The following is a 26,263-nucleotide window of genomic DNA, read 5'->3' on the forward strand; positions in this document are numbered from 1 at the left end:
ATTTGTTCTTTTCAAAAGGGCGACAGGCAAAATCGCTTTACAGGTGCATAACAGGAGTGCCCTAAGCGAGCAGACGCATTAACCATTTTAGTTATTCGCCAAAAACTCAATCTCCTCCTCTGTCAGCGCACGATTGTAAATGCGTACATCATCAAGGGACCCCTTGAAGTAACTACGTCCTCCGGCAGTAGTAGCTTCAGGGTTTCTGGTTCCAAAGCGGAGCGGAGAGGCATTTTGGGTTGAACAGCCGCCTGAAGTATCGTTAGCGTCATCATCTTTAGTGGCTACGAGAACTCCATTAAGATAGTAGTACATAAGCGTTGACTTTTTTTGAAAAACGATATGAGACCACTGATCAGCTCTTTGCTCTTCGGTTCCGATTGAGTTCCCTCTGTCACATTCATTGCCGGTAAATCTCCCACCCACAAAGCGCAAATCCTGCTCTCCCTCTGAAAAATTTATTCTTACGCTAAACGGATAGCCATATTGACTGCAATTCCCATCTTTACACCACTTAGCAAGAATATCGTTTGATCCACTACCATTATCAGGCTGCTCATCTGGATTCACAAAAGCGGAAATAGAGAAGTCCTGAGTATTGCTAAAGTTAAAGGCTGACCTGGAAGGAAACTCCACATAAGTCGAGCCTGAAAAATAGACGGCTCTGCTGATTTCCCCATTCCTATCTTCGGTAAAAGTTACGCCCCCTTCCAGAGCGCCTGCCTGACCGGAAACCATGTCTTCAGCATTACCATCAAAGGGAGTGTGAAGGACAAGCCCTTCCTGCAACTGTATAGAGAGATCAGGGGGCGCTTCGCCTTCTTCATCCTTACAAGCGCTAAGAGTCAGTAGTGTGACCATCATCAGTACCACACCCATAATTAGAGTCGAATGCTTCATGTTTTTCATTTTTATTGATTGGAAAGTGGTGATTGCTAAACTAATTTTACGTTGCCAGCTGCAGTAACTTCAATCGACAGTGACGTAAAAAGCAACCCTGAAAAATCAGTCTACAAACATACTTGCCAATCTTTGTGACTATAATTGTGTTTCTGAACTCAAGATAGATGGTTAGCTACATGTTAGGAAGATGAAAACTTATGAAAGCGTATGAAAAGCATTCAAAAAATTGGTTTATAGCAGACTAAGTATATTGATTTTCTGTTTTGTATTTTTGATACTGCTACGATTTAAAACCAAACCACCATGACCACCCACCTGATCAACCTGGCACTAAGCTTGCTTTTCCTCGCACTTATGGCTCAGCTGAGCATTCAGACACCGGAAGCCCTGGGCGGCATCCCCATCACCGGACAAAGCCTGGCCGTGCTTTTGGTCGGGTTTTTACTGCCCTTCCCGTGGGGTGGGGGAGCAGTGCTGCTCTACCTGCTGCTCGGTGGGCTGGGGCTGCCGGTCTTTGCTGAAGGGGGCAGCGGATGGTCGTCCTTTTCGGGGGGTAGCGGGGGCTTTCTTATCGGATTTTTTATAGCAGCACTAGGCATGGGATGGCTGCGCCGTCGGGGATGGGGGCTGCATTTGGGCTACAGCCTCCTGGCCAATGGGCTGGGCACAGCCGTTATAGTGGGAAGTGGGCTGCTGTGGCTGACTTACCTGTACGGATGGGGCAAGGCACTGGAATACGGCTTCTATCCATTCTGGCCGGGTGCTATCGTGAAAATACTGCTGGGGGGCTTCATCGCCTGGAGTATGCTCCGGAAGCGCAGAGCGGTTTAGATCAGACATGAACCACATCGCCGCTCATTTGTCAATAATAAAAGGAATGGGCTATGAAATGGAAACTCCTGACTGTTGCATCGTGCTGCCTGATGTCGCTTTGCCTTTCCGCGCAGACTTTCTCTCTCAAAGGTATTGTTCAGGATTCGCAAACAGGCCAGGGCATCCCTTTCGCCAACCTGCTTCTCCTAACGGAAAAGACGGGCACTGCCGCTGATGCAGACGGGCAGTTTGAGCTTTCCGTCCGGGAATGGCCCGCCCAAATCCGTGTTTCTGCAATCGGTTACCTCACAGATACGGTAGTAGTGGAACAGGCAGATGCGCTTCAGATTACCCTTCAACCCGTACCCGCTAATTTGCCCCTGGTAGAGGTCCTTGCTCAGAAAAAACTCCGGCAGCTCAGTCCGGAAGACCGCCTGCCTTTTGCCTTTGCCATTTGGGATGATTACCTCTTTACCCTTAGCCGGAAACGCACCGGGAGCAACGCCTGGATTGAAGTCCGCTCCCCGGACGGAATATTGCTTTTTGAGCAGCAGATCGATCTGCGCCGGGTCACTGATATTGAGGTCAACTGCCGCAACCGCCTCTACCTGCTGGCCAATTACCGCTACATCAACCTGGGCTATACCCGTGCGCAAATCGTACCCTTGGAAACCATGAAGTATACCGATTATATTGGTGCTTACCGCGACTGCCGGTGCAGTACTGAAGAAGCAATGTACTATGAAAATGTGGCTTATCAGGGCCTGCTCAAGCGGTACCTGAGGGCCAGCCTGACCAATGGCGCGCTCGATAACTTCCGGCAGGTCCTTTACGCGGAGCAGCTAGACAACTATATGGCAGACCTCGGCCTGATTATGGATGGCCAGTCGATTTCCAACACAGGTGATGTATCCAGAGCGGAAAACGATTACATCCGTACCCGCCAAACAGACGCGGACTTCCTGCAGCGGGTATTTTACAAGAACCCTCAGGACAACTTCCTCTTTCTGACCGGCGGGGAGTTGATCCTGTTCAACCACGATGAACAGCGAATTGAATATTTCGATGCCGAAGGCCGGCAAAAACAGGTAATACCTGCGCATTATGTACAACACAAAGATTGGAACGGCCGGGTCATTCAGGATTTAAAAACGGAAGCATTCTATGCGCTGCTGCGCGACGAGACCGGCTATCTGCTTGCGCCAATTGACCTGAACACAGGGCAAATAGCGGAGCCAGTGCCCCTTAATATCCTGTTTTACGATGAAATAGCCATTTACAACAGCATGGCGTTCGTACTGGGTACGCCTACTGCCCACGCTGCTTCTGACGTTAAGCGCCTCTACACCAAGGCGCTCTGGTGAGGGTTAATAAAACCGTACCCCAAATTCCAGCCCCAATTGCACATACCCGAACTCAAAGGCATTGGGCCCTGTGAGCGACTCTGATTCACCAGTGAGTTGCTGGAATTGAATGCGGGGGCCTGCGAAGAAGGTCGTTCCACCCAGGTTCATTTCCACGCCTGCACTGCCCAGAATACTCAGCTGCAACCGGTCGAAGTCAACGTTGGAAATAGGCTCGGTGCGGCGGTCTACCCCCGCGTTATCAGGCAGTTCATGCCGGATTTTTCCGACCGATTGTATGTGGAAACGGGGAGCGATACCACCGGATAGGTAAAACCGCGTTTGCTCCCCGGGCGAAAGATAAGTCAACCGTATAGGCACTTCGACAAATCGGTTGATCGTTTGACTCGTAACGGTCCCTATATTCGGGGTAGGAATGTCAGGGTCAAAGCCGCCCTGACCGTTGTGCTGTGTCCCCCAACGCAGATCATCTCCATCGAACTTAAAGCGGCTGCCGATTTCCGTGTAGGCCAGCCCGGACTGCAGCCGGAAATTCTGACCCAACTGATAGCCAATCTGCATGCCAGCGTGTTTGGAAAACCGCGGCCCGAAATCTTCAATAACCGGATCCTGCTCCCAGGATGCATGTGGGAATAGCTCCAGGCCGAAGGAGAAACGGCTTTGGGCAGTTCCGGAAAAGCTAAAAAACAGGATACAAACAACAGGAAGGAAGGTTATAGGTCTCATATCTAGGGTGTTTGATTCACTTTTAGAACTGGGATACAGGTTTAACGCTGCATTCAAATAAATATTTTCTGGGTATGGACAGGTGCAATATCTACCTGCCGGCCAGTACCTTAACTTTTGGGGTGGAGGTGGAGCTCTAAAAAGGCGTGCCTCACCGGGCGATGATAAACCGCTTTGCTGCACTTTCCCCTTCCAAAGTCTGGAAGGACAGGATATACACGCCCGCCGGATACTGACTGATGTTTACCTGGAGCGGGTTGTTGCCTTGTACAGGCAGCACAAATTGTTCCATGATTTGCCCCGTGGGATGAACAATACGGCAGTTGGCGGACCTGGAACCACCCCAGTCAATGAATAGCTGATCCTGAGCGGGGTTAGGAAAGACCTTAAATTCAATTGCTTTTTGGACGTCTGGCGTGCTGACTACAAAATCAGCGCAAGTGCCATCATTCCCTGAATTGGCATCGGTCTTGTCGTCGGGGTGTGAGGTCCAGAAGCAAACGGGCTCCAGGTCTCCCGCGTCGCCCTCGGTGTGGATCCAGAAATTGCTTAGTGTCACCTGTAAAGTATTGCCGGGGAGAAGGTCCTGCCCTTCGACATCATAGGCAAAGCGTGCGGGACGATTACCAGACCGGATTTTGAACCGGCTGACAGCTTCGTCACCGAAATTTTGTACCTGGACTACAACCGAGTCAAAGTAAGTCCGGCTAAACCCTGGAAAAGCCGGATCGCCCTGCGTGTAACGCACCGCTCCTAATTGGTACCCAACAACGCCCAGGTCCCGGTCGAGCCCAAAGTCTTCGCCTTCAAAGGTGTAGGAAGTGGAGAAAAAGGCTTCTGTACCTCCGGTGGGCATATCGGAGCCAAATGTTTCCAGCCCGGCAAGCCCCAGGTATTCCGAACCCACATCGACGCGCCAAAATTCACTATCCTCATTCAAAGGGAAGCTGCCCTGCAATTGAAGGCTGTCATTGAAAATATAGGCTTGCTGGCTTTGCGTAAGCACGGCTACCTTGCCGTGTCCGGTTGAGAAATCCAAAATAGAGTCGGCTGTGAAATCAGCGGCCTGCAGGATTTCAAAATCAGGTGAAAGGGCAAAAAGTGAATCGTGCCGGTAGCCGATGATGCCGTTGTATGGATTGGGCTCGATGCGGCTGAAGTGCCATTCCGGAAAGTGAGCCGTTGGAGCTCCCTGTGCGGAAATCGTGTACAAGCCAGTAGGACCGGTATAGATCAAGCGCCCATCCGAAGTGATCGTTTGATCCTGCACCTGGAATTCAAAGAAGGATTCCCATAATGGTTGACAGGACTGCATAGAATACTTACCGCCATGAGGGTTGTCGAGGTTAAAGTGAGCAGCCCCCGGGCTAAAAAATGCTACTTCACCGGTCGGAAAAGCATTCCCTGTGGGACCACTGTTGAAATCATGAGAAAAGTGGTGACCGCAGGCAAGCCCTTCCTGTTCCCAGCTGGTATTATATCGTCTAAAAAGACTCTCAATGATTCCAAAGCCCCACTCATCTACCCACCCTTCGATTTGGGGGATGACAATTGTGGAGTCCGGGAGTTCGATAATATCTGAAATATCAAGCGTGACACCGTACTCGTGGGTCTCTTGTACGGCTATAAAAAAGACCTCAGGCTCTTCTTCACTGCTGACTACCAATTTATGCTCTCTAGACCCGCCTGGTTGAGGGTCCGGGCTAAATTTGAAAGTGAAATTAAGCAAGTGCTCCCCCCGCTGAGACACTACAAAAGTCTTAATGCTATCCGGGAATGACTCGTCGAGCGCCCATTCGACCTGAGCGGTAGTGGTAATCGTAGCAGACAAAATAGCAGCGCAAAAGAGAGACCATTTCATAGACGTTGGGGTTTTTCCTTCAATATAGTGCAATGACACTGTAAACGCCAACAAAAAATAAAGCAGCGTCGGGCAACCAACAAATCAATCACGGATGAAGCCCGATAGCTGGAGGTTGTTCCTTACCTTTACCAGTATTAGTCGCATTGTTTTAACCATCCATTGATATGAATTCATTCCGCTTTTTTACCTGCCTTTTATCGCTGCTTAGCCTTTCCTTTGCCAGCTCTGCCCAACCTGTCCCCCTAACCTTTCGGGTAGACATGAGCCAGGAAACCCTGTCGCCCAACGGTGTGCACGTTGCCGGCAACTTTCAGGCTGTAGCCGGGTACGGCGGGGATTGGATGCCCGGTGCTTCCCCTTTGGCGGACCCGGACGGAGACCAGGTGTATGAACTGACCGTAGAGGTGCCCCCCGGCACTTACCTGTACAAATTTGTCAATGGCAGCAGCTGGAATGAAAAACCGGAGCTGCCTTCTGCAGATTGCGCGATTGGCGATGGTGGCGGCAACTTCAACCGTCAGGTGATAGTAGGAGAGGCCGGGCTAAGTCTTCCGGCATTAACTTTCGACTCTTGTAATGCCACGCTGCGCCTCGCCGTCAATATGGAAATGGAAACGGTCGCTCCCGAGGGCGTCTTCGTGATGGGCGACTTCCAGGAAGCAGCCGGGCTGCCGGAGAACTGGGACCCCACTGCCATCCCCTTACAGGATGAGGATGGGGACGGTGTATTCGAAACCCGCCTAAGCGTACCTCCCGGTGACTATCAGTATGTATTCCTCAATGGCAGCACGTTGGAGGCACCGCCTTTGGACTGTTCGGTGGAAGGGCCGGATGGGCAGCGGGTCCGTATGGTACAGGCGGAGGCAGGTGACGCCGGACCTTTGGTGTATTGCTTCAACAGCTGCACCCTCTGCGACCCGGCTTTCTCCCTCGACTTCGAAACGCACTGGTGGAACGATGCGGTATTCTACGAAATCTTCGTCCGCAGCTTTTACGACAGCGATGGCGATGGTATCGGCGACTTTCAGGGCATCATCGAAAAACTCGACTACCTCAACGATGGCGACCCGGATACCGATACCGACCTGGGCATTACCGGCATTTGGCTGATGCCCATGATGGAATCGCCTTCCTACCATGGCTACGATGTAACGGATTATTATGCCACAGAACCGGACTACGGCACCATGGAGGATTTCGAAGCCCTGCTGGAAGCCGCCCACGACCGGGGCATCAAAATCATCATAGACTTTGTCATGAACCATACCTCCGATCAGCACCCCTGGTTTCAGCAATCGGCCAACAGCCTGGGCGGCTACCGGGACTGGTACGTGTGGTCGGATTCAAATCCGGGCTTCATTGGCCCGTGGGGACAGACGGTCTGGCACCCACGCAACGACGATTACTACTATGGCCTGTTTTGGGGCGGCATGCCGGACCTCAACTACAGCCATCCCCCGGTGAAAGAAGAAATCTTTGACATCGCTGAGTTTTGGCTCAACAAAGGCGTGGATGGTTTCCGCCTTGATGCGATCAAGTACCTGGATGAAGATGGCTCCATAATGGAAAATACCCCGGAAACCTTTGAGTTACTCGAGGACTTCCGGATGTTGTATAAGAATACTGATGCCAATGCTGTTACAGTAGGCGAGGTGTGGTCCAATACCGCTTCCATTTTGCCCTATGTAACGGAAGACCGCCTGGACCTCTGCTTTGACTTTGACCTCGCCTACGGCATCATCGGGGGCATCAATGGCAACAGCGCTACGCCAATCCGGCAGCAGCTCGCCGTCATTCAGGAAGGCTATCCTAAATTGCAATACGCGACCTTCCTGACCAACCACGACATCGACCGTATCTATCATCAGTTTCAGGCGTTGGATTACAAGATGCACCAGGCGGCATTCATCTACCTGACTTTACCCGGAGTCCCTTTCATCTATTATGGTGAAGAAGTCGGCATGCTGGGTGTCGGTGCGCACGAGAATATCCGTCGCCCCATGCAATGGACCGGCGGGACCAATGCCGGCTTTACCACCGGTACGCCCTGGATTGGCCTGGGCGGAAATTACCCGGCTAATAACGTGGCGGATATGCAGGACGATGAGTCTTCTTTGCTCAATATCTACCGCCGGTTGGTACACCTGCGTAACGAGGAGGAAGCCTTACGAAAGGGCTATCTGCTTGATGTGCAGTCCGACTCGGAAGAAATCCTGAGCTATGCCCGTATCCTGGAAGAAGAAGCGCTGGTGATGGTGGCCAATATGGGTTTTAACAGTTTTTTCAATACCACTTTCAACCTTCCAGTCTCTTCCCTGCCTGCCGGCGAATACAGCATTACCGAAATCCAGTCGGATACGTACATGGGGACCCTTACGGTAAATGCCTCCGGAGGTATTGAAAACTGGGTGATTGGTAATGCCATCCTTGATGCCTGGGAAAACTGGATTTTCCGGTTGTCCCTGGAGACACCGGCCAGTAATGAGGCTGCTGCACCCGTTCAACTTGAGGCCCGGGTATTCCCCAATCCGGCACAGGAGGCCGCTACTATAGAATTGGATGGGAAGTATGATGGCCAGATAGTGCAACTGACACTTCTCCGGTCAGACGGGCAGGTACTGAAAAGCACCTCTTTTGCAGGACGTACACATACGCTCGACCTTAGTGCCTGCCCAACGGGGCTTTACTTTGTCCGCCTGGAGCACGAAGGCAGCGTCCGGGTTCTGAAATTAACCGTCAGCCGCTCCTAATGCGCCGCCGGTGAGCAGATTTGCGCGATGGCAATGCGGCAAAGCCAATTGGATAGAGTATATTCGCCCGAATTTTTTTTCAAAACTGCCTATGGACAGTCCGCTTTACATCATCCGTGATCGCGGCCGGTACGGCTTCATTGACCGTATCGGTGATGTAGTCGTTGAGCCGCAGTATCTTGAGGCAGAAGATTTTTACAACGGCTTTGCCCGGGTCCGGTTCAATGACAAACTGGTGCACATGGATGAGATGGGGCGTTTGCTGCTCAAGCACTGGTTCCGCTTCATTGGCTTTTTTGAGGAAGGGCTGGCCCGGGTGCAGCTCGTGCGCCGCTGGGGCTACATCAACCGGAGAGGGGATTTAGAAATACCGCTTAATTTTGATGGAGCAGGCGATTTCGCCGAAGGCCTGGCACCGGTAGCCCGGGGCATTTATTTTGGGTTTATCGGGCCCGACGGGCAGTGGGCTATTCAGCCCGAATTTGATGCCGCTTCTTCTTTTAGCGAAGGCCTGGCTGCTGTGCAGATTGGGGAGAAATGGGGGTATATTGATAAAACCGGTATGCTGGCCATTACGCCTCAGTACGATCGGGCGGGGGCTTTCCGAAGTGGCGTCGCCCCGGTTTGGCAGGAAGAGCAATGGGGGTTGATCGATCAGGGCGGGCAATTGCTCCTTGAGCCACAGTTTGAAACCCCGGAAGGGGGAATGGCAGGAGAGTTCTTCAATGGCATGGCCACTGTTGTGCAGGATGGTTACTATGGTTTCATTGATACAGAGGGCGCGCTGCTCGTGCCACCGAGGTATACCTTTGCCGGTGATTTCGGGGACGACCGCGCTCCGGTAGAGCTGCATGGCCGCTACGGCTACATTGATTCTGTGGGTAACCTGGTGATCAAGGCGGGCTTCCAGGATGCCGGCGTCTTCTCCAGCGGTCTGGCACAAGTCAAAAATAAAGGGCACTGGGGCTACATCGGTCCGGATGGTGTTTGGCGTATTCCACCTCGTTATCAGGCTGCACTGCCATTCAGGGCCGGGCTGGCACAAGTGGTTTACCAAAACCGCTGGCAGTATATTAATGAGCAGGGCGAGGTCATCTGGACGGAGCGCTAGTGCGAAATAAAGCAGCGTATTTCACGCTTCGCAGCCTTGTTTTTGCTGAGCTTTTACGCTCTAAATTTTCGCAATCACGGTTTTATTCCCTTTTACCTTGTCGCCTATATTCACCTGTACTGCTGCATCTAATGGCAGGAAGAGGTCTACCCGGGAGCCAAACTTGATAAAGCCCATCTCGCTGCCCTGTGTCACCTGCTGCCCCACATTGAGGTAGTTGCGGATCCGCTTGGCGACGGCACCTGCGATTTGGCGGAGCAAGACTTCGGATTCACCATTCTTAATGACCACTGTCGTCCGCTCGTTTTCTGTGGAAGACTTGGGGTGCCAGGCGACCAGGTATTTGCCTGGGTGGTGCTTGATGTAGCGCACTTCGCCCCCCAGTGGGTTGCGGTTGACATGAACGTTTAGTGGCGACATGAAAATGGAAACCTGCAGGCGTTTGCCGTTGAAGTATTCGGTTTCCTCCGCTTCTTCAATCACGACCACCTGCCCATCAGCGGGGGCATAGACAAGGGTGTCGTCCGTGTGCGGAATGGTCCGTGTGGGGTTACGGAAAAACTGAAGGACCAGTAAAAAGAGGATTACAGATACCAAGGTACTCAGCCATAAGAAACCAGGCCAGGTAAAGTATATTCCTACATTAAGGGCAGCTAAGATGATGCCCAAAACGATAAGCATGCGGTGGCCCTCGCGGTGTATGATTGCCATAAGATGTTTTCTGTTAAATCTGCCGTAAATTTAGGAGGAAGATCCCATATCCTAAGTACATCCGGAAGAATAATGTTTTATCTGATCCACAAGAGATAAGCTGTAGCGTAAGGCAGCAGGAAAATAAAGGCGTCAAAGCGGTCCAGCAAGCCACCGTGCCCGGGGAGTAGCCCTCCGGAGTCTTTAATCTGTACGCTTCGCTTCAGCATAGATTCTACTAAGTCGCCCAGAGAGCCGAAGACGACCACTATAGCGGCCAAAACCAGCCAGTCCTGAAGTGCCAGCTCCTGGAACGTATAGTGCAACAGCATACCGAAGATTAGCGTCAGTGCCATCCCCCCGGCAGATCCCTCCCAGGTCTTCTTCGGAGAAATCCGCGGGAAAAGAGGGGTTTTACCGAGCTTTGATCCTACCAGATAAGCTCCGGAGTCATTGACCCAGTTCATCACTAACAATGAAAAAATGATATTCGGATAGTACACCTGCTCATCAAATGCCACAAACAAAAGTAAGGCAAAGGGCACACCTATATATACCATGCCCAGCATCACGAACGCTACGTTCACGAAAGGCCGTTCCGATTTGGTGTACAACTCATAAATGAATACCGAAAAGGTAAGCGGAAAAAACAACAAGGCCGAAATGGCGATGAAAGACTCCCGGTTGCGAACCAAATCGAGCTGCACGATGGTGCTCATGAAGAAGGGCACTATACCCAGCCCCAGAGCCAGCATTCTTCTGATCATATCCCGGCGGTGCTGTTTGGTGAGCACCAACCCGAAAAACTCCCAGAGCGCCCCGCCGGTGATGATGGCAATCAGGATCACAAAGCTAATCGGACCAGCGTAAATACAACCGGTAACGATTAGCACAAAAACAAACCCGGTAATGGCACGCTGTGTCAGACCACTCATGCTACAGTTAAATCTGTTAAGGCTGCAGGGGTGCTTCAGCCTCAGTTGGTTTTACTTTCGTTAGATAATGGTGGTAAAGATAGTAACTCAATCCGGCAATCAATAATACCGACAGTGCGGTCGCCCACCAATTGACCTCTTCTACTGTAGATTCAGCCAGGGCATTCCTTTGTATATACTGCCCGGCAATCTGCATGCCGTTGATAAAAAAGTGTGCGATGATTGGCACCCAGAGGCTGCGCGTCCATAAAAACAGATAACCCAGCCCGGCACCCAGTAGCATCCGGGGCAGAAAGCCGGCAAACTGCAGGTGGAAAGCACTGAAAATAAAAGCGGCCATCCATATAGAGAGTACTGGGTTCCGGGTTGCTCTTTCCAGTTGCTGTTGCACCATGCCCCGAAAGACGAGCTCTTCTCCAATAGCAGGCAAAACCGCAACAACAAACAGGGTCAGCAGGAATTCACTGAACGAATTCATGACCAGTATCCCTTTGATCATTTCGGTAGCTTCCCCTTCCATACTGTTGGCCCAATCCGGCAGCGGCAGCTGTTGGTTGACCCAATACATAAACTGGGACAGGATGAAGATACCGAAGATCAGCACAATAGCAGCTGAGAAGATATTAACCGAGGCCCCACGGTGTAAATTGAAGTATTGATACCACCGCTGCCGGTAGACCAAAAATGCGGTGATCCCTGCAGCAAAGGTAAATACAAAAAGCTGAGAGAAGAGGTTCACCACTCGTATCAGGTTGCGGTCCTGCAAGGGGCTGTTCTCATTAAAATTGCTCATTACGGTTGGCAAATCCTGCGCTTGCAACTGTGCGACTAAGTAGCCTAGCCCGCTGCCAATACCAGCGCCCACCATCATGAAAAGGATGAGCAGCAACAGAATGCCTAAAGGCGACAAGTTTTCTGTATCCATGTTAAAAGGTCAATTCCGGTCGAAGTTAGAAAAATTGTGGCAACCCGCAACGCCGCCACCGCTGGGGTTTTAAAAAAAGGCGGCCAACGCAGGAGCTTCCCTAAGCAACCAAGCCATTCCAAAAACGTTTTACCGATTTAACCCGAATCCAAAAAAAATAACGAACTCATGCCCACTCGTCTCAGTGTAAATATCAACAAGGTCGCTCTGATCCGCAACGCCCGGCTCGGCAATCTGCCTGATCTGGTGCAGGTCGCAAAAGATTGTGAGCGCTTTGGTGCAGAAGGCATTACCGTGCACCCCCGCCCCGATGAGCGGCACATCCGCTACAGCGATATCCCACAGCTAAAAGCAGTAAATACCACCGAATTCAATATAGAAGGCAATCCTACCGAAAAATTCATGAAGCTGGTGCAGCAACACCAGCCCACCCAGGCCACGCTGGTCCCGGACAGCCCCGATGTGCTGACCTCCGATCAGGGGTGGGACACCATTAAGCACAAAGCTTTTCTGACAGACATTACCCAGCAGTTGCATGAAGCAGGTGTCCGGGTGTCCATTTTTGTCGATCCGGTTGCCCGGTACGTGGAAGGGGCGAAGGCGGTAGGTGCCGACCGCATTGAATTCTATACCGGAGATTATGCCAAACAGTTTGAATCAGACCGGGATAAAGCCGTTGCGCCTCACGTTCAGGCTGCAAAAGTAGCCCGGGAAGCCGGGTTGGGGATTAATGCCGGGCACGACCTCAATCTCGATAATCTTCGGTTTTACCAGGAGCAGGTCGAAGGCTTGCTGGAAGTCTCTATCGGGCATGCGTTGATTTCTGATGCACTCTATTTTGGGCTGTCGAACACCATACAGTTATATTTGCGGCAGCTGTAAGGAGAGAAAATATGATTTTGTGAATTTGGGCAGTTGGTGTGGTGAACTGGGAGAAAAGGCACTGGGAGAAAAGGATTTATTTGATATTTCAAGGCAGCGCAATAGAAACTCCCTGCGTTAAATTGACAGAAGGTTAACAAAAACTTAACCTTTAAACTTTTTATGTTTGTGAAAAGCGCTACTTTAGCGTTTGACTCTACGTTTTAAAACAAAAAGTAATTAGTATGAAAAAACTTTCACTAGTGCTGGGACTGGTGGTCTTTGCCATTGGTTCCATGTTCGCACAGCGAACGGTTACTGGTACGATCAGTGACCAAAACGGCGACCCTCTCCTGGGTGCCAGTATTTTAGTCAAAGGAACAACGACGGGTACGATTACCGATTTTGATGGAGCTTACTCTATTAATGTTAAAGGTGATGATGCAGTTTTTGTTGTTAGTTACACCGGCTTCGAAACCATGGAGGTGGAAGTGGGCTCGCAAACCAGGCTGCCTATTACTATGGTAGAAGGGATTAACCTTCAGGAGGTCGTTGTTGCGGCACTTGGCATTGAGCGCGCAGAAAAATCGCTTGGCTATTCTGTACAGGAAGTAAAAGGTGCAGAACTGGCAGAAACCAAGGAAGTGAATGTTGTAAACTCCCTCAATGGTAAAGTTGCGGGCATTCAGATTCAGGGTGCGCCTTCTTCATTGGGCGGCTCCTCCCGGATTACCATTCGGGGTTCCAACTCTTTCCTGGGTAACAATCAACCACTTTTCGTTGTAGACGGTATTCCTTTGGATAACTCCAACTTTGCCTCAAACGATCAGATGACTGGTTTTGGTGGTGCCACTGCATATGACTATGGTAACACCATCCAGGATATTGACCCTGAAAGCATCGAGAGCATGACCGTACTGAAAGGCGCGGCAGCTTCTGCTCTTTATGGTCAGCGTGGTGCAAACGGTGTGATCCTGATCACTACTAAAGATGGCTCTGGCCGTAAAGGCAAGGGTATCGGTGTTGAGGTGAACTCCAGCATGACTTTCGACCAGGTGAACAACCTTATCCCTCACCAGCAGGAATATGGTGGAGGTGCGATTGTAGACCCTAATGTAAACGGTGGTTTTGCATCGCTTACACAGGATGGAGAGGAATACCTGTACCCTTCTTATTCTAAGGATGGCTCATGGGGTCCTAAGTATGATCCGAACAGACTGGTACGGCACTGGGACAGCTGGGATCCAGGTAACTCAATGTACAAAGAAGTACGCCCCTGGGTAGCCCCGAACGCGGGTTACGAAGATTTCTTCGAAACCGGACAGACCTTGCAGAACAGCGTTGCGCTGAGCGGTGCCAATGACCAAGGTAACTTCCGCCTGGGCTATACCAACCTCAGCCAAAGCGGTACGATGCCCAACGGTGAGCTTGAGCGGAATTCGATTACGTTCAACTCTGGTTATAAGATTCATGACCGGGTTCGCGTTGAGCTTGCTGGTAACTATATCCGTACGGATGCAGAAAACCGTAACGTAACAGGTTACAACAACGGTAACCCTATGCAGGCCTTTACGCAGTGGTGGCAAACACAGCTGGATTTGGACCGCCTGAGCAACGATGTGCGTACTGACGGAACACAGCAGACTTGGAACCCACGTGGCCCACAGGTAGATGGCGATGGCAATCTCTTGTTCTTCGATGAAAGACCAAACTTCTTTGATAACCCATACTGGGTCCGTAATAACTACTTACAGGAAGACACACGTAACCGCTTCTTTGGTAACGGTCAGGTGGTTGTTGATTTGGCAGAAGGCCTTTCGCTTTCTGGTCGCGTAGGTACGGATTTCTATCAGTTTAGCCTCCGTGAAGGCATTCCGGTACAATCCGTTGAAACTTCTTACTACGGTGAGACAGAGCGCCGCTTCCAGGAAACGAATATGGAAGTAAAGCTGAACTACTCAAAAGACTTTGACCGGATCTCGTTGAACCTGGTTGCAGGTGGTAACCGCATGCGTCAGCTACAGCGCCGTACTTCTGCTGAAACCAATGGTGGTTTGGCACTTGACGGCTTCTTTAATATCAGCAACTCGCTGGCTTCTCCTATTGTCTCAACAAATGAGCAGCAGTGGGGTATTAACAGTGCCTTTGGTCTTGCTTCTATCGGCTTGGATAACTGGCTGTACCTGGACGTTACTGCTCGTAATGACTGGTCTTCCACACTACCTAGTGGAGAGAATTCTTACTTCTATCCATCTGTATCTTTGAGTGCAGTGATTTCAGATCTGCCAATGTTCGGTGGAGCGATTGGGCCAATCTCTTTTGCGAAGCTGCGTGCCAGCTATGCACAAGTAGGTTTGGATGCTGACCCTTACCGCCTGAGAGATGTTTTCTCACCGCAGGTGCCTAATTATATGGGTAACCCTCGTTATGCAGTGCCTAACGTACAGAATAACTCAAACCTCAAGCCGGAGCTTACTTCTGAGGTAGAATTTGGCCTTGACCTGCGGATGTTCAATGGTCGTTTCGGTGTTGACGTCGCTTACTATGACCGTACTACTGAAGACCAGATATTCACAGTGCCTGCGTCTGCTGCAACGGGTTACACCGCACAAGTGCGTAACGCTGGTGAGATGCGCAACTACGGTGTGGAATTCCAGGTTAACATCATTCCTGTGGAAACAGAAGACTTCCAGTGGAATATCCGCCTGAATGCGCTGCGCCAGTACAATGAGGTGGTTAGCCTTGCTGACGGTGTTGAGAGTATCGCACGTGGTAATACATGGGCGGCCGACCTGCGTATCGCTGAGGGCTTGCCTTATATGGCAATCTTTGGCCAGGACTACGTTTTCAACGAAGACGGTGAGCGCCTGGTGGACGAAGATGGTTTCTACCAGTTCACTGATGAGCGTGTATTCTTAGGTTCTGCAATTGCAGACTGGACTGGTGGCTTGCAGACCGGGTTCCGTTACAAGGGGCTATTTGGTAGTGTATTGTTTGACTTCCAGAAAGGTGGTGCAATCCACTCTACCTCTCTACAGTGGTCTAAGTACTCCGGTATGCACCCTGAAACAGTTTCTTTCAACGGTGAGTCTGACATACGTGCAAATGGTTTGATCTTGCCCGGTGTAAAAGCAGACGGCACACCTAACGATATTGCGGTTAACCCACTGGTTTACCATCAGACTTACTGGAACCGTGCAGCACCAAACGTATACGAAGCCAGCTTTGTCAAGCTGCGTGACGTTCGCCTGGGCTACAAGATTCCGAATCGCCTGTTCGGCAAAGCGCCATTCCGTGACGTGACGGTATCTATATTTGGCCGTAACCTGGCTATCCTGACTGCTGACCTGCCCTACCTTGATCCACAGATCATTACTGGTGCTGGTAACGATCAGGGGCTTGAGAACGCTCAGGTGCCTTCTACCCGTTCTATGGGTGTAAACCTGAGCTTCAAGCTCTAAATTTTAACGCAACTGAAATGTTTTGCGGGCAACGCTGTTGCTCGCAAAACGTTTTGTTCGCGTTCCTTTAACTAAAACAAACTTTAACGATGAAATTTATCTTTCAATATAAGTATGCCCTGTTGCTGAGCGTCTTGTTCGTTGGGGCTACAGCCTGTGATGACATCACAGACCTTAACGTTGATCCCAATAATCCGATTGACGTTCCTGCTATCAATCTGGTAACGGAAGCAGAGTATCAAGTCAATCGCGTACTCTGGAGCCGTGGCTACAACGCGGAATGGACAATGCTTTGCGTACAACACTGGGCTCAGAATGAGTATGCGGAAGAGTCTCGCTACACTGTTGATGGCAATAACTTCAATGTACAGTGGGTCGATTTTTACTCTGATGTACTCAGAGAACTTGATGTTGCTGAGCAGATGATCAATGATGACGAGACACTTAATGAAGGTCAGCGTGCCAACCAAACGGCGATCATTGAAATCCTGATGGTGCACACTTTCCACAGTATGGTGGATGCTTACGGCGACCTTCCTTACACAGAGGCGCTTAAGAGTATTGAATTCCCGCTGCCTGCTTACGATACACAGCAGAGCATCTATATGGATCTGTTGGCTCGTATGGAAGTTGCGGTTAATTCACTAGACCCGACTGCTGGCTCATTCAGTTCTGGCGAGCTGATCTATAATGGTGATGTTGATATGTGGCGCAAGCTGGGCAACTCCCTGATGATGCGTATGGCTATGCGTATTGTTGATGTGGATGAGTCTACTGCCAAGTCTTACATCGCTAAGGCCGCAGAAGGTGGAATGCTGGAAAGCAACGAGGATAACGCTTTGTTTGCTTTTTCAGACGACCCCAATATTGCTAATCCATTATTCATTGATGCAACCATCAATAACCGTGACGATTTTGCAGTAACCGACGTACTGGTTAATAACCTAACGGATATGGGTGACCCTCGCCTTGGCGTATTTGCGGCTCCTACAAACAGTGGTGATATTGTAGGTATGCCTTACGGTTTGACTGACGGCGAAGCCTTCGCACTGAAGTCCACGACCTCCCGTCCAAGTGGATTGGTACGTGAAGCAACAGCACCTGCTGTAATCATGGATTATGCTGAGGTGAAGTTCCTCGAAGCAGAAGCGGTACAGCGCGGTGTTCTTACTGGCGATGCTGCAGCTGCTTACGCAGAAGGCGTTGAAGCTTCCATGAATTACTGGGGCATTACGGACGAAGCAGCGATCGCTAACTACGTTGCGGCTAACCCCTATGATGCCAACAACTGGAAAGAGTCTTTGGGCTGGCAGAAGTGGATTGCATTCTACATGAATGGTCCTCAGGCATGGGCAGAGTGGCGTCGTTTAGACTACCCTCAGCTGGAAGTACCCGCTGCGGCTACCAACGATGTTATCCCTGTTCGTCTGCCTTACCCTATTAGTGAGCAGACGCGTAACAATTCTTCTCTGCAGGCTGTTACTTCTACTCCAAACGATCTGAGTTCTAAGTTGTGGTGGGACGTGAACTAAGTTAAAAGATAGAGAGGTTTACACTCGATATCTGTTGTGGGGGCTGTTGTTACTGATGTGGCAACAGCCCTTACTCATTTCAAAACCAATGATTTTGTTCTTATGAGGTGTATTGTATTCAGTTTAGTCTCCGTACTGCTTTGGATGGGATGTGAATCATCTACCGTGGTTCCAACTCCTGAAGTGGGTGTTTCCACAGGATTAAGCACCCGGCTTATTCAGGAAAACGTTGCAGGTACGCCTATCGTTATCGCAGGGAGCAAGGGGCGTAATTTCGCCGTCGCTTTTGAGCGTACGTTTGAGGGGCGTATTCTGGAGTTTCAGGTGACCGAAAGGCGGTTTCCGGTAATAATGACCGATCAATATGGCAACGACTGGGATGCTATGGGACGCGCAGTAAGCGGTCCGGATCAGGGCGGTCACCTTCATCCACTGAATGCGGGGATGGGGTATTGGTTTGTTTTTAGTGCTTCTTATCCTGGGATAGAGATTTTCGGAGAAGGAGCTATTCCTGCGCCTCTCCATTGGGATACGCTTTCTGGTTGGGATATTCCCGAGGATGGCGTGGCACAAGGGGCTGACTTCGATGAGATTAAAGCACTTGATAATCCGGCATTTATACACTATCACCCCCTTTCCTTCGACCCCGTGGAGGCCTTCTACCTGGAAGATGACGACCTTGTCGTTGTTGTGGAAATCAATGGGGACACCAAAGTCTATCCACACGCTATCCTAAACTGGCACGAGATCATCAATGATGAAATTGGGGGAATACCGGTTTCGGTTACCTATAGCCCTCTTACAGGGACTAGCCGGGTTTGGGAAAGAGGTGACATTAGCTACGGCGTATCAGGTGTAATTTATAATAATAACATGCTGGCTTTTGACCGCTTCACAGAGAGCTTCTGGTGGCAACTGGAAGGGCGATGCATATTCGGTGGACGCAAAGGAGAACAGCTGGTATTACGGCATTTTCTGGAAACTACCTGGGGGGCATGGAAACTGGTCGACCCCACTCCCAACGTGGTCTCTGGTATACAGGAGCAGGGCCATCCTTATAATACTTTCCCTTACGGTGATTATCCGACTAATGACCGTATTACTTACCCGCTATTGTTTGAAGATAACCGGTTGCCGCCCAAAGAAAGGGTGTTTGGGGTGATCATCGATGGGACGTGCAGCGTATACAGGATGACCAGTTTTTAGGGCTTAGCGACGAGCAATCAATAACTGTCGGTTTTCTAGGAGCGCTTTTTCCTTTATCCAGCGTTAAAGAACCGCCGCCCTTAGCGCCACTAAGGGCGGGAACCTTCGCCTTGGCTAAAGAAAAAATCGCTGACCTATCTAAACACGACACTTATTAATCGTTCGTCACTTAGTGTTCTTGCTCCGACAGTATCATACCCACTCAATACTTATCTTTAAAAATGGGTCGAAGTAATCTCTTTAAGATAAGGAATGGAGACTTCCCTTTTAGCAACAGTATCGTCAAGAGATCAAAACTGACAATCATGAGCAGATATTTAATAGGACTAATTGCAGTATTGTTTTTCTTTTCTTCCGGGTGCAGAGAAGAAGAAGGTAGTGTGCCTGTATCTACAGGTCCAGGTGGAGGGAGTGGGTCAACTTCTGTAAAACTTATTCAGGAAGAGTTCAATGGAATACCCATTGTAGTGGCAGGCAGCAGCAACCGGAACCTCATCGTAGCATTCAGTCGGGAGGTTGATGGTGCGGTCAGGGAATTCACACCGGTACAGGGGCAACTTCCGGTCATCATGGAGGACGAGCAGGGTAACCGTTGGAATGTTTTTGGAAAAGCCACCTTTGGTCCGGATAAAGGGGCTCAATTGGGATACGTTAATTCAGGTGTTGGATATTGGTTTGTATTTGGTGCGTTCTACCCTGGGCTTGATTTATGGGGCATTGGTGAACGGAGCGTGAATATTAGCCCGGACACTTCCGCTGATTGGCAAATTCCTACCGCTTACGTAGGGCAGGGGACAGGCTTCGATGGTATTCCTGCTCTTGATGAACCCCCTTTCATAAACTATAGTCCCATTTCTATAGATCCGGACCATCCCTTTTATATGGAAGATGAAGACCTCGTCATCGTCGTTTCCCAAAACGGGGAGACCAAAATATACCCGCATAAAATTCTTGACTGGCACGAGGTGATTAATGATGAAGTAGGAGGGACCCTAGTAACGGTTACCTACTGCCCCCTTACGGGAACTGGAAAAGTTTGGAAACGTTCAACTGCCGATATGGATGCCGGCTTTGGTGTGTCTGGCTTACTATACAATAGTAACCTTCTTTCATTTGATCGGGCTACGGAGAGTTTTTGGCATCAACTGGAGGCAACCGCTGTTTTTGGTGACCGGATGGAGGAGCGACTGGAACTGCTGCCATTTGTGGAAACCTCCTGGGGTACCTGGCGGGGCTTATCTCCTTCGCCGCTCATTATGAGTGAAGAAACTGGCTATAACCGGGATTACACCGACTATCCATACGGAGATTACAAAAGCAGCGCATTGGTGGCTTATCCGCTTTTGTACGATGATGATCGTTTGCCCAAAAAGCAGCGGGTGTTTAGCGTCATTGTGAACGGGAAAGCCAGGGTGTATCAGTTTAGCGATTTTTAGATCATGCGAATGACAAAATGGTTATTGCTTTTATTGTTGTTACCTGCCGGGTTAGCAGGGCAGGGGTGTTGTTCCGGAGGGACTCCACTTTCAGGCAGTTTGGGGCTGGAACCGCTCACCGCTAAACAGGGGCAAATAGAGTCGATGCTGGACTATAACACACAAAGTACACTGGTGTCGGGGAAGGGCAAACTTGAGGACAATCCAAGAAACCGGCTAACCTATGCAGGCCTGCTACGTCTAAGCTACGCTTTTAGTAACCGCTGGTCCCTGACAGGGTTGTTATCTTGGGTACGTCAGGAAGAAAAAATTGACCGTATCGCCGGAGGTACAACTACCATCCGGGCACAGGGACCCGGTGATCTGATGTTGTTAACACAGTACGCTGTCCTGCAGGAAAATCGTTACAGCCTTCTTGCCGGCGCGGGAATAGAATTGCCGACCGGCGAAACTTCTGATGCGAACCCTGATACCGGAATCCCTTTTCATCCGGATATGCAGGCAGGACGAGGGGCCGTTGCCTGGTTGGGCAGCACGCTTTTTACCTACAATGGAGTACTAAGGCCTTCCGGAAACGTATTTGCCCAAGCGACGTACCGTATTAGCAGTTCTGCAGCACGCTATGAGCGCTTACAGTCTTATCGGTTTGGTAATGAATTACGGCTCCTTACCGGATATTCAGATCAACTTTTGATTGGTGAACAACTTTTTGCTCCATCCCTGATGCTACTCTATCGCCATACGCAGAAAGATCTGCTGAATGGATTGCCTTCTCCCAATACCGGTGGGCAGTGGTTGCACCTACGGACGGGATTACAATGGGCAATTACCCCCAAAATAGAAATACGCAGCTTCGCAGAATGGCCGCTCGCCTGGCAGCTTGAGGGAACACAGCTAACGACCGCTCTTCGTGCCCGCCTGAGTATTCGCTATCAGTGGTATGCAAAGTAGCAGACTGAGTTTTCGATCGTTCTTGAAAGTATATTCCAGGAAGCCCAGAAGTGGTGCGCACTTTCCCGGAAGAGGTATTCATATGACAAGTACAAAGGACGGTGCAGGTAACCTCCCTTTTGGTTCATGGTGCGCTAAAACTCAATAGTATAAGTATAGCTTTTGCGCTTAGATGGGGCAGCTTCCTGGTCTTCAGGGGTGGTCTTGGCTGACGTAGTGTATTGATACTGTACCCCAGGTGGCTGCTCTTTGACTTTGGGCAACCGAAAATGTACTTTGAGCTTATTATGGAATACCACTTTTGTTTTCTTCCCCGGCAATTTCGGCACCTGAAACTTCAGCAGCTTGGTCACCCTGACCGCTTCTTCGTCGCAACCTTTACCTATGCCCGAGACCACATTTGCCTCTGTGACTTTACCTTCGTGGTCTATCATGTACTTCAAAACCACTGTCCCTTCCAGTTTTTCCCTGAGGGCAGTTTTGGGGTACTTCAGGTTTTCGGCAATGAACTGCCGCATTGCTGTCGCCCCGCCCGGGTATATCGGCTTCTTGATAAAATGTTTGTCTTTCTTTTCGCGTTGCATAGTTATGCTTTAGATCTTTTCATGCAGGCATTGCATTGATCAATGATAAGAAAATTTGACAAATAATCTTTTTCTGCCTAAATTGATTCCTACAGTTAAGCCCACTAAATGAAATTAACACCCTTTTTTCAGTACCTGGAATTTGAAAAGCGTTTCTCTGCCCATACCATTACTGCTTATCGTAAGGACTTAATGCAGTTTCAGCAATACCTGAGCCATACTTTGGGTATTGACGATATGGGCGAAGTGCGGCACAGCCATATCCGTTCGTTTATGGTCTCCCTGATTACCGAAGGCCGGAAGGCGCGGACGGTCAATCGCAAACTCTCCACTATTAAGGCTTATTTTCGGTTTTTGCTCCGTAAGGGGGATATGAAAGAAGATCCCACACTAAAGGTTTCGGCCCCTAAGTTGCCCAAACGATTGCCGGGTGCTGTCAGAAAGGAAGCCCTGGATACGTTGTTCAGCAAGGTGCAGTTTCCCGACGGGTACGAGGGCAGCAGAGACCGGTTGATACTGGAAATTTTGTACGCCACCGGAATGCGCCGCTCAGAGCTGATTGCACTAAGGGTAGGAGATTTCAATTGGGCCCAACAGGAAATCCTGATCCGGGGCAAAGGGGGCAAAGAAAGGCTTGTGCCCGTGGGGCGTTCACTGATACATGAAGTGGAGCAATTCCTGAAATGGCGTTCAGAACTGCCGGAGGCCGCGGAAGAGCAAACCTTGTTGCTTACCGCAAAGGGCAAGCCGATGTACCCTAAACTCGTCTACAATATTGTAAGAAAGTATTTGTCTGTGGTAAGCCCGGATGAACGTCTTGGGCCGCACTCGCTCCGGCACTCCTTTGCCACCCATTTGTCTGAAAACGGAGCCGAGCTTAACGCTATTAAGGCACTATTGGGGCATTCCAGCCTGGCCTCTACGCAAGTGTACACCCACAACTCCGTAGAGCGGCTACGCGCCGTATACCAACAAGCCCATCCTAGTGCAAAGAGTAAGGATTGAACCCTCACTCAGATGCGCTAACCATATATTAACTTCTTTATCATCAAAAAGAAAAGATTATGAAAGTTCAAACCGAAGCAGTATCGTTCAAAGCCGACCAAAAGCTCATCGATTTTGTTGAGCAGAAGCTACAGAAGATGGAAAAGTATTTTGACCGGATTATTGAAGCCAAGGTGACGCTCAAGTTGGAAAATTCTGGTCAGGTGAAAGATAAAATCGCGGAGCTCACCATTAGCGTCCCCGGAGACACCTTATTTGTAAGTGAGTCTGCCAAAACCTTTGAGTCCTCTATTGACAGCGCCGCTTCCACAATGCGGCGGCAGCTGATCCGCTACAAAGACCGGCTCCGCCGGAAGTCGGCTTAACCCCAGAAGCCGTAGCCTGATTCAGGCATATTAAATAGGATGGGAACGGATAGTTGCGCCGCCTGGAGCTTAAGCCCAGGCGGCGCAACTATTTTTAAGGACTTGTTGTGATTTTGCGTTTGGAGCAAACACAGCGCGAAGTACACAATCCCAACAAACGTTAAAGGGAACTTTTCCGGTTTGTAATGACTAATGGTATTGCAGGTTGCTACAGAATTGCTAACTTTGCCCGACAACGGAAAAAAAGTAAAAAAAAAGCGAACAAGCTTTTTGAATCTTGACCAAAGTTGTATCTTTGCAATCGCTTTGAGAAAATGATCCAAAAGCGATATTTGACAGGCTGAAAAAAATGTGTTTTACCGCTTGTAGATTTAATTCTTTCATCTATCTTTGCGGGGCGATTTTGAGAAGGTACTACCAACTACTTTTTTGAGCAGCTGATTTCAGCTTGAAATCCAGCTTTAACAACAGCATTCTGGCATCGCTTCTTTATCGGGGCGGCTAATACCAGATCAAAGTTGATGCTTTGAAAATTTGCTTAAAGGCGTAAAGCCAGCATAGCTCAGTTGGCCAGAGCAGCTGATTTGTAATCAGCGGGTCGGGGGTTCGAATCCCTCTGCTGGCTCAAAAGCAAGTTTTTCAAAAATCGCTTTTAAAACACAAAGTGCTTTCCGGGGGCTCTGTAAGGAGCATTTGGGAAGCATACGGGGGTGCGCCGGAGTTGGAGAGCCGGGCCAGACTGTAAATCTGGTGACTTTGTCTGAATAGGTTCGAATCCTATCACCCCCACTAATTTCAGGTTCCACTGAATGATCCGCCAATGCTATACCAATAGCTAAGGCGGTTTGCTGTTTCAAGTCTTCTCAAAAGGTTAAGGCTTCGGCAAGTTGACAAAATAATAGAAGCGGGTGTAGCTCAGTTGGTAGAGCATCAGCCTTCCAAGCTGAGGGTCGCGGGTTCGAGTCTCGTCGCCCGCTCTAATTTCTCCCAGATCGCTGGGATGAAAAAGAAGAATAGGGGATATCCCTTAATCAGGATAAAGTATTCTGTTTCTTCGACTGAAATATTGAAAACATGTCTTGCTTAAGCGCAAGCATTAAAAATAAGCCGGTCACGGCAAGGAGCATCTGCCTAATACCGAGATTACTCTGGCAAGAGTAGCAGGATAGAGGTGCAAGCTTCATGAATGTAAAAGTTAAGCCAATGTAGCTCAGGGGTAGAGCACTTCCATGGTAAGGAAGGGGTCAGGGGTTCAATTCCCCTCATTGGCTCACTTTAGTGAACGGTACTTTATTCTGATTCATTACTAAAATTTCGCATCAAAAATTTGATTACCGATGGCTAAGGAAACTTTTGAAAGAAATAAACCCCACTTGAACGTGGGTACTATCGGTCACGTTGACCACGGTAAGACGACCCTTACTGCGGCAATCACCAACGTACTGTCCGAATCGGGTTTCGCAGAGAAGAAGGATTATGCTTCTATCGATGCTGCTCCAGAGGAAAAAGAGCGTGGTATCACCATTAATACGGCACACGTTGAGTACCAAACAGCAAACCGTCACTATGCGCACGTGGACTGCCCAGGTCACGCTGACTATGTGAAGAATATGGTTACTGGTGCTGCTCAGATGGACGGTGCGATTCTCGTTGTGGCTGCTACAGACGGTCCAATGCCTCAGACACGTGAGCACATCCTGCTTGCCCGTCAGGTAGGTGTACCTAGCATCGTTGTGTTTATGAACAAGGTTGACCTTGTTGACGACGAGGAAATGCTGGAGCTGGTTGAAATGGAAGTACGTGAACTGCTCGATCAGTATGAATTCGACGGTGATAATGCTTCTATCATTCAGGGTTCTGCACTGAAGGCACTCGAAGGAGATGCTGACGCAAAGCAGAAAATCCTTGATCTTATGGCCGCAGTAGATGCGGACATCCCTGAGCCAGAGCGTGCAATTGATAAGGACTTCCTGATGCCTATCGAGGATGTATTCTCTATCACTGGACGTGGTACGGTTGCAACTGGCCGTATTGAGCGTGGTGTTATCGAAACAGGTAACCCGGTTGAAATCATCGGTATGATGGATGATGATGCCAAGCCACTGAACTCTACCATCACAGGTGTGGAAATGTTCCGTAAGATCCTGACTCGCGGTGAGGCAGGTGACAACGCAGGCCTGCTGCTGCGTGGTATCGACAAGAAAGACATTAAGCGTGGAATGGTAATCTGCAAGCCAGGTTCTGTTAAGCCTCACAAACACTTCAAGTGCGAGGTTTACGTACTTAGCAAAGAAGAAGGAGGCCGCCACACGCCATTCTTCAACGGCTACCGCCCACAGTTCTACTTCCGTACCACTGACGTAACTGGCGATGTGAACTTGCCAGACGGTGTAGAAATGGTAATGCCTGGTGACAACGTTTCACTGGAAGTGAAGCTGTTGAACACCATCGCAATGGAGAAAGGTCTTCGTTTTGCGATTCGCGAAGGCGGTCGTACCGTAGGTGCTGGTCAGGTAACTGAGATTATCGACTAAGCGACTTTCGAATAATACTTGCCCGGGCGCTTAAGTCCGGGATTCACCAAGTCTTGAAATAAGTGAGGAAGACTGGGTTGTTTACAACTCGGTCTTCTTCCACACACGGGCATAGCTCAACTGGTAGAGCGACGGTCTCCAAAACCGTAGGCTGGGGGTTCAAGTCCTCCTGCCCGTGCAAAGTATTGAAGGGGTAAAATTAATCTCCCATAGATTCAATCCATAGATCGAGTCATGGGAAATTCCC

20 protein-coding genes and 5 tRNA genes are annotated in these 26,263 nt (G+C 49.8%); 18 read left to right on the forward strand and 7 right to left on the reverse strand.

Annotated features, from left to right (window positions below):
- Positions 1-87: 87 nt before the first annotated feature.
- A complete protein-coding gene (locus RIC19_RS00130) occupies positions 88-900 on the reverse strand; it encodes a LamG domain-containing protein (RefSeq protein WP_350175582.1) in 813 nt (270 codons plus the stop codon).
- A 306-nt stretch (positions 901-1,206) separates the two neighbouring features.
- On the opposite strand from RIC19_RS00130, the gene RIC19_RS00135 reads away from it, so the two are divergent.
- Positions 1,207-1,734, forward strand: coding sequence for a biotin transporter BioY (locus RIC19_RS00135; protein ID WP_350175584.1), 528 nt, complete (start codon positions 1,207-1,209; stop codon positions 1,732-1,734).
- A 53-nt stretch (positions 1,735-1,787) separates the two neighbouring features.
- Positions 1,788-3,080 carry a carboxypeptidase-like regulatory domain-containing protein gene (locus tag RIC19_RS00140; protein ID WP_350175586.1) on the forward strand — a complete coding sequence of 431 codons (1,293 nt, stop codon included), beginning with the start codon at positions 1,788-1,790 and terminating at the stop codon, positions 3,078-3,080.
- A 3-nt stretch (positions 3,081-3,083) separates the two neighbouring features.
- Here RIC19_RS00140 and RIC19_RS00145 read toward each other — a convergent pair whose 3' ends face one another.
- On the reverse strand, positions 3,084-3,806 hold the full coding sequence (locus RIC19_RS00145) for an outer membrane beta-barrel protein (protein ID WP_350175588.1): 723 nt from the start codon (positions 3,804-3,806) through the stop codon (positions 3,084-3,086).
- 151 nt (positions 3,807-3,957) lie between these two features.
- On the reverse strand, positions 3,958-5,667 hold the full coding sequence (locus tag RIC19_RS00150) for a T9SS type A sorting domain-containing protein (protein WP_350175590.1): 1,710 nt from the start codon (positions 5,665-5,667) through the stop codon (positions 3,958-3,960).
- A 167-nt stretch (positions 5,668-5,834) separates the two neighbouring features.
- On the opposite strand from RIC19_RS00150, the gene RIC19_RS00155 reads away from it, so the two are divergent.
- Positions 5,835-8,420 carry an alpha-amylase family glycosyl hydrolase gene (locus tag RIC19_RS00155; RefSeq protein ID WP_350175592.1) on the forward strand — a complete coding sequence of 862 codons (2,586 nt, stop codon included), beginning with the start codon at positions 5,835-5,837 and terminating at the stop codon, positions 8,418-8,420.
- Between the two features lie 91 nt (positions 8,421-8,511).
- The gene (locus RIC19_RS00160; protein WP_350175594.1) at positions 8,512-9,531 is read left to right on the forward strand and encodes a WG repeat-containing protein; all 1,020 of its coding nucleotides are present in this window, start codon (positions 8,512-8,514) and stop codon (positions 9,529-9,531) included.
- Positions 9,532-9,591: 60 nt separating this feature from the next.
- On the opposite strand, the gene RIC19_RS00165 is transcribed toward RIC19_RS00160, so the two are convergent.
- The 3 genes from RIC19_RS00165 to RIC19_RS00175 form a co-directional block, all read right to left on the reverse strand.
- The gene (locus tag RIC19_RS00165) at positions 9,592-10,242 is read right to left on the reverse strand and encodes a phosphatidylserine decarboxylase family protein (RefSeq protein ID WP_350175596.1); all 651 of its coding nucleotides are present in this window, start codon (positions 10,240-10,242) and stop codon (positions 9,592-9,594) included.
- A 77-nt stretch (positions 10,243-10,319) separates the two neighbouring features.
- Positions 10,320-11,156, reverse strand: coding sequence for a phosphatidate cytidylyltransferase (locus RIC19_RS00170; protein WP_350175598.1), 837 nt, complete (start codon positions 11,154-11,156; stop codon positions 10,320-10,322).
- 16 nt (positions 11,157-11,172) lie between these two features.
- Positions 11,173-12,081: a CPBP family intramembrane glutamic endopeptidase gene (locus RIC19_RS00175; RefSeq protein WP_350175600.1), complete on the reverse strand. Its 909-nt coding sequence runs from the start codon at positions 12,079-12,081 to the stop codon at positions 11,173-11,175.
- Positions 12,082-12,249: 168 nt separating this feature from the next.
- On the opposite strand from RIC19_RS00175, the gene RIC19_RS00180 reads away from it, so the two are divergent.
- The 6 genes from RIC19_RS00180 (at position 12,250) to RIC19_RS00205 (ending at position 21,528) form a co-directional block, all read left to right on the forward strand.
- Positions 12,250-12,963, forward strand: a complete 714-nt coding sequence (locus RIC19_RS00180) for a pyridoxine 5'-phosphate synthase (protein WP_350175602.1) — start codon at positions 12,250-12,252, stop codon at positions 12,961-12,963.
- 224 nt (positions 12,964-13,187) lie between these two features.
- Positions 13,188-16,403 (forward strand): SusC/RagA family TonB-linked outer membrane protein, encoded by a 3,216-nt coding sequence (locus RIC19_RS00185; RefSeq protein WP_350175604.1) that lies wholly within the window; start codon positions 13,188-13,190, stop codon positions 16,401-16,403.
- Between the two features lie 89 nt (positions 16,404-16,492).
- A complete protein-coding gene (locus tag RIC19_RS00190; RefSeq protein ID WP_350175606.1) occupies positions 16,493-17,935 on the forward strand; it encodes a SusD/RagB family nutrient-binding outer membrane lipoprotein in 1,443 nt (480 codons plus the stop codon).
- Positions 17,936-18,037: 102 nt separating this feature from the next.
- Positions 18,038-19,141, forward strand: a complete 1,104-nt coding sequence (locus RIC19_RS00195; protein WP_350175608.1) for a DUF3179 domain-containing (seleno)protein — start codon at positions 18,038-18,040, stop codon at positions 19,139-19,141.
- A 305-nt stretch (positions 19,142-19,446) separates the two neighbouring features.
- Positions 19,447-20,577, forward strand: a complete 1,131-nt coding sequence (locus tag RIC19_RS00200) for a DUF3179 domain-containing protein (RefSeq protein WP_350175610.1) — start codon at positions 19,447-19,449, stop codon at positions 20,575-20,577.
- Positions 20,578-20,586: 9 nt separating this feature from the next.
- Positions 20,587-21,528 (forward strand): hypothetical protein, encoded by a 942-nt coding sequence (locus RIC19_RS00205; RefSeq protein ID WP_350175612.1) that lies wholly within the window; start codon positions 20,587-20,589, stop codon positions 21,526-21,528.
- Positions 21,529-21,662: 134 nt separating this feature from the next.
- Here RIC19_RS00205 and RIC19_RS00210 read toward each other — a convergent pair whose 3' ends face one another.
- Positions 21,663-22,112, reverse strand: coding sequence for an energy transducer TonB (locus RIC19_RS00210; protein ID WP_350175614.1), 450 nt, complete (start codon positions 22,110-22,112; stop codon positions 21,663-21,665).
- Between the two features lie 108 nt (positions 22,113-22,220).
- Here RIC19_RS00210 and RIC19_RS00215 point away from each other — a divergent pair, with 108 nt between their 5' ends.
- From RIC19_RS00215 to RIC19_RS00250, 8 genes are all read left to right on the forward strand, one after another.
- Positions 22,221-23,117 carry a tyrosine-type recombinase/integrase gene (locus RIC19_RS00215; RefSeq protein ID WP_350175616.1) on the forward strand — a complete coding sequence of 299 codons (897 nt, stop codon included), beginning with the start codon at positions 22,221-22,223 and terminating at the stop codon, positions 23,115-23,117.
- A gap of 59 nt (positions 23,118-23,176) precedes the next feature.
- Positions 23,177-23,482 (forward strand): ribosome hibernation-promoting factor, HPF/YfiA family, encoded by a 306-nt coding sequence (hpf, locus tag RIC19_RS00220; protein WP_350175618.1) that lies wholly within the window; start codon positions 23,177-23,179, stop codon positions 23,480-23,482.
- A 551-nt stretch (positions 23,483-24,033) separates the two neighbouring features.
- Positions 24,034-24,107 (forward strand) — tRNA-Thr (locus RIC19_RS00225).
- 81 nt (positions 24,108-24,188) lie between these two features.
- Positions 24,189-24,271: transfer RNA gene (locus RIC19_RS00230), tRNA-Tyr, on the forward strand.
- A gap of 115 nt (positions 24,272-24,386) precedes the next feature.
- Positions 24,387-24,459: transfer RNA gene (locus RIC19_RS00235), tRNA-Gly, on the forward strand.
- Positions 24,460-24,681: 222 nt separating this feature from the next.
- A tRNA-Thr gene (locus RIC19_RS00240) sits at positions 24,682-24,753 on the forward strand.
- A gap of 66 nt (positions 24,754-24,819) precedes the next feature.
- Entirely contained in the window at positions 24,820-26,016 is a 1,197-nt protein-coding gene (tuf, locus tag RIC19_RS00245; protein WP_350175620.1) for an elongation factor Tu, read from the forward strand.
- Positions 26,017-26,121: 105 nt separating this feature from the next.
- A tRNA-Trp gene (locus RIC19_RS00250) sits at positions 26,122-26,194 on the forward strand.
- The last annotated feature ends 69 nt before the right edge of the window (positions 26,195-26,263 follow it).

The sequence above is a fragment of the Phaeodactylibacter sp. genome (assembly GCF_040219495.1).
In the GTDB taxonomy this organism is placed as follows: Bacteria; Bacteroidota; Bacteroidia; order Chitinophagales; family Saprospiraceae; genus Phaeodactylibacter.

Excerpts from the sequence above, each read along its gene's own strand:
- RIC19_RS00165 (WP_350175596.1), bottom strand. The coding sequence starts at position 10,242 with ATGGCAATCATACACCGCGAGGGCCACCGCATGCTTATCGTTTTGGGC.
- RIC19_RS00140 (WP_350175586.1), top strand. The coding sequence starts at position 1,788 with ATGAAATGGAAACTCCTGACTGTTGCATCGTGCTGCCTGATGTCGCTT.
- RIC19_RS00190 (WP_350175606.1), top strand. The coding sequence starts at position 16,493 with ATGAAATTTATCTTTCAATATAAGTATGCCCTGTTGCTGAGCGTCTTG.
- RIC19_RS00215 (WP_350175616.1), top strand. The coding sequence starts at position 22,221 with ATGAAATTAACACCCTTTTTTCAGTACCTGGAATTTGAAAAGCGTTTC.
- RIC19_RS00180 (WP_350175602.1), top strand. The coding sequence starts at position 12,250 with ATGCCCACTCGTCTCAGTGTAAATATCAACAAGGTCGCTCTGATCCGC.
- RIC19_RS00195 (WP_350175608.1), top strand. The coding sequence starts at position 18,038 with ATGAGGTGTATTGTATTCAGTTTAGTCTCCGTACTGCTTTGGATGGGA.
- RIC19_RS00145 (WP_350175588.1), bottom strand. The coding sequence starts at position 3,806 with ATGAGACCTATAACCTTCCTTCCTGTTGTTTGTATCCTGTTTTTTAGC.
- RIC19_RS00160 (WP_350175594.1), top strand. The coding sequence starts at position 8,512 with ATGGACAGTCCGCTTTACATCATCCGTGATCGCGGCCGGTACGGCTTC.
- RIC19_RS00185 (WP_350175604.1), top strand. The coding sequence starts at position 13,188 with ATGAAAAAACTTTCACTAGTGCTGGGACTGGTGGTCTTTGCCATTGGT.
- RIC19_RS00130 (WP_350175582.1), bottom strand. The coding sequence starts at position 900 with ATGAAGCATTCGACTCTAATTATGGGTGTGGTACTGATGATGGTCACA.
- RIC19_RS00150 (WP_350175590.1), bottom strand. The coding sequence starts at position 5,667 with ATGAAATGGTCTCTCTTTTGCGCTGCTATTTTGTCTGCTACGATTACC.
- RIC19_RS00200 (WP_350175610.1), top strand. The coding sequence starts at position 19,447 with ATGAGCAGATATTTAATAGGACTAATTGCAGTATTGTTTTTCTTTTCT.
- tuf (WP_350175620.1), top strand. The coding sequence starts at position 24,820 with ATGGCTAAGGAAACTTTTGAAAGAAATAAACCCCACTTGAACGTGGGT.
- hpf (WP_350175618.1), top strand. The coding sequence starts at position 23,177 with ATGAAAGTTCAAACCGAAGCAGTATCGTTCAAAGCCGACCAAAAGCTC.
- RIC19_RS00135 (WP_350175584.1), top strand. The coding sequence starts at position 1,207 with ATGACCACCCACCTGATCAACCTGGCACTAAGCTTGCTTTTCCTCGCA.
- RIC19_RS00205 (WP_350175612.1), top strand. The coding sequence starts at position 20,587 with ATGACAAAATGGTTATTGCTTTTATTGTTGTTACCTGCCGGGTTAGCA.
- RIC19_RS00210 (WP_350175614.1), bottom strand. The coding sequence starts at position 22,112 with ATGCAACGCGAAAAGAAAGACAAACATTTTATCAAGAAGCCGATATAC.
- RIC19_RS00175 (WP_350175600.1), bottom strand. The coding sequence starts at position 12,081 with ATGGATACAGAAAACTTGTCGCCTTTAGGCATTCTGTTGCTGCTCATC.
- RIC19_RS00155 (WP_350175592.1), top strand. The coding sequence starts at position 5,835 with ATGAATTCATTCCGCTTTTTTACCTGCCTTTTATCGCTGCTTAGCCTT.
- RIC19_RS00170 (WP_350175598.1), bottom strand. The coding sequence starts at position 11,156 with ATGAGTGGTCTGACACAGCGTGCCATTACCGGGTTTGTTTTTGTGCTA.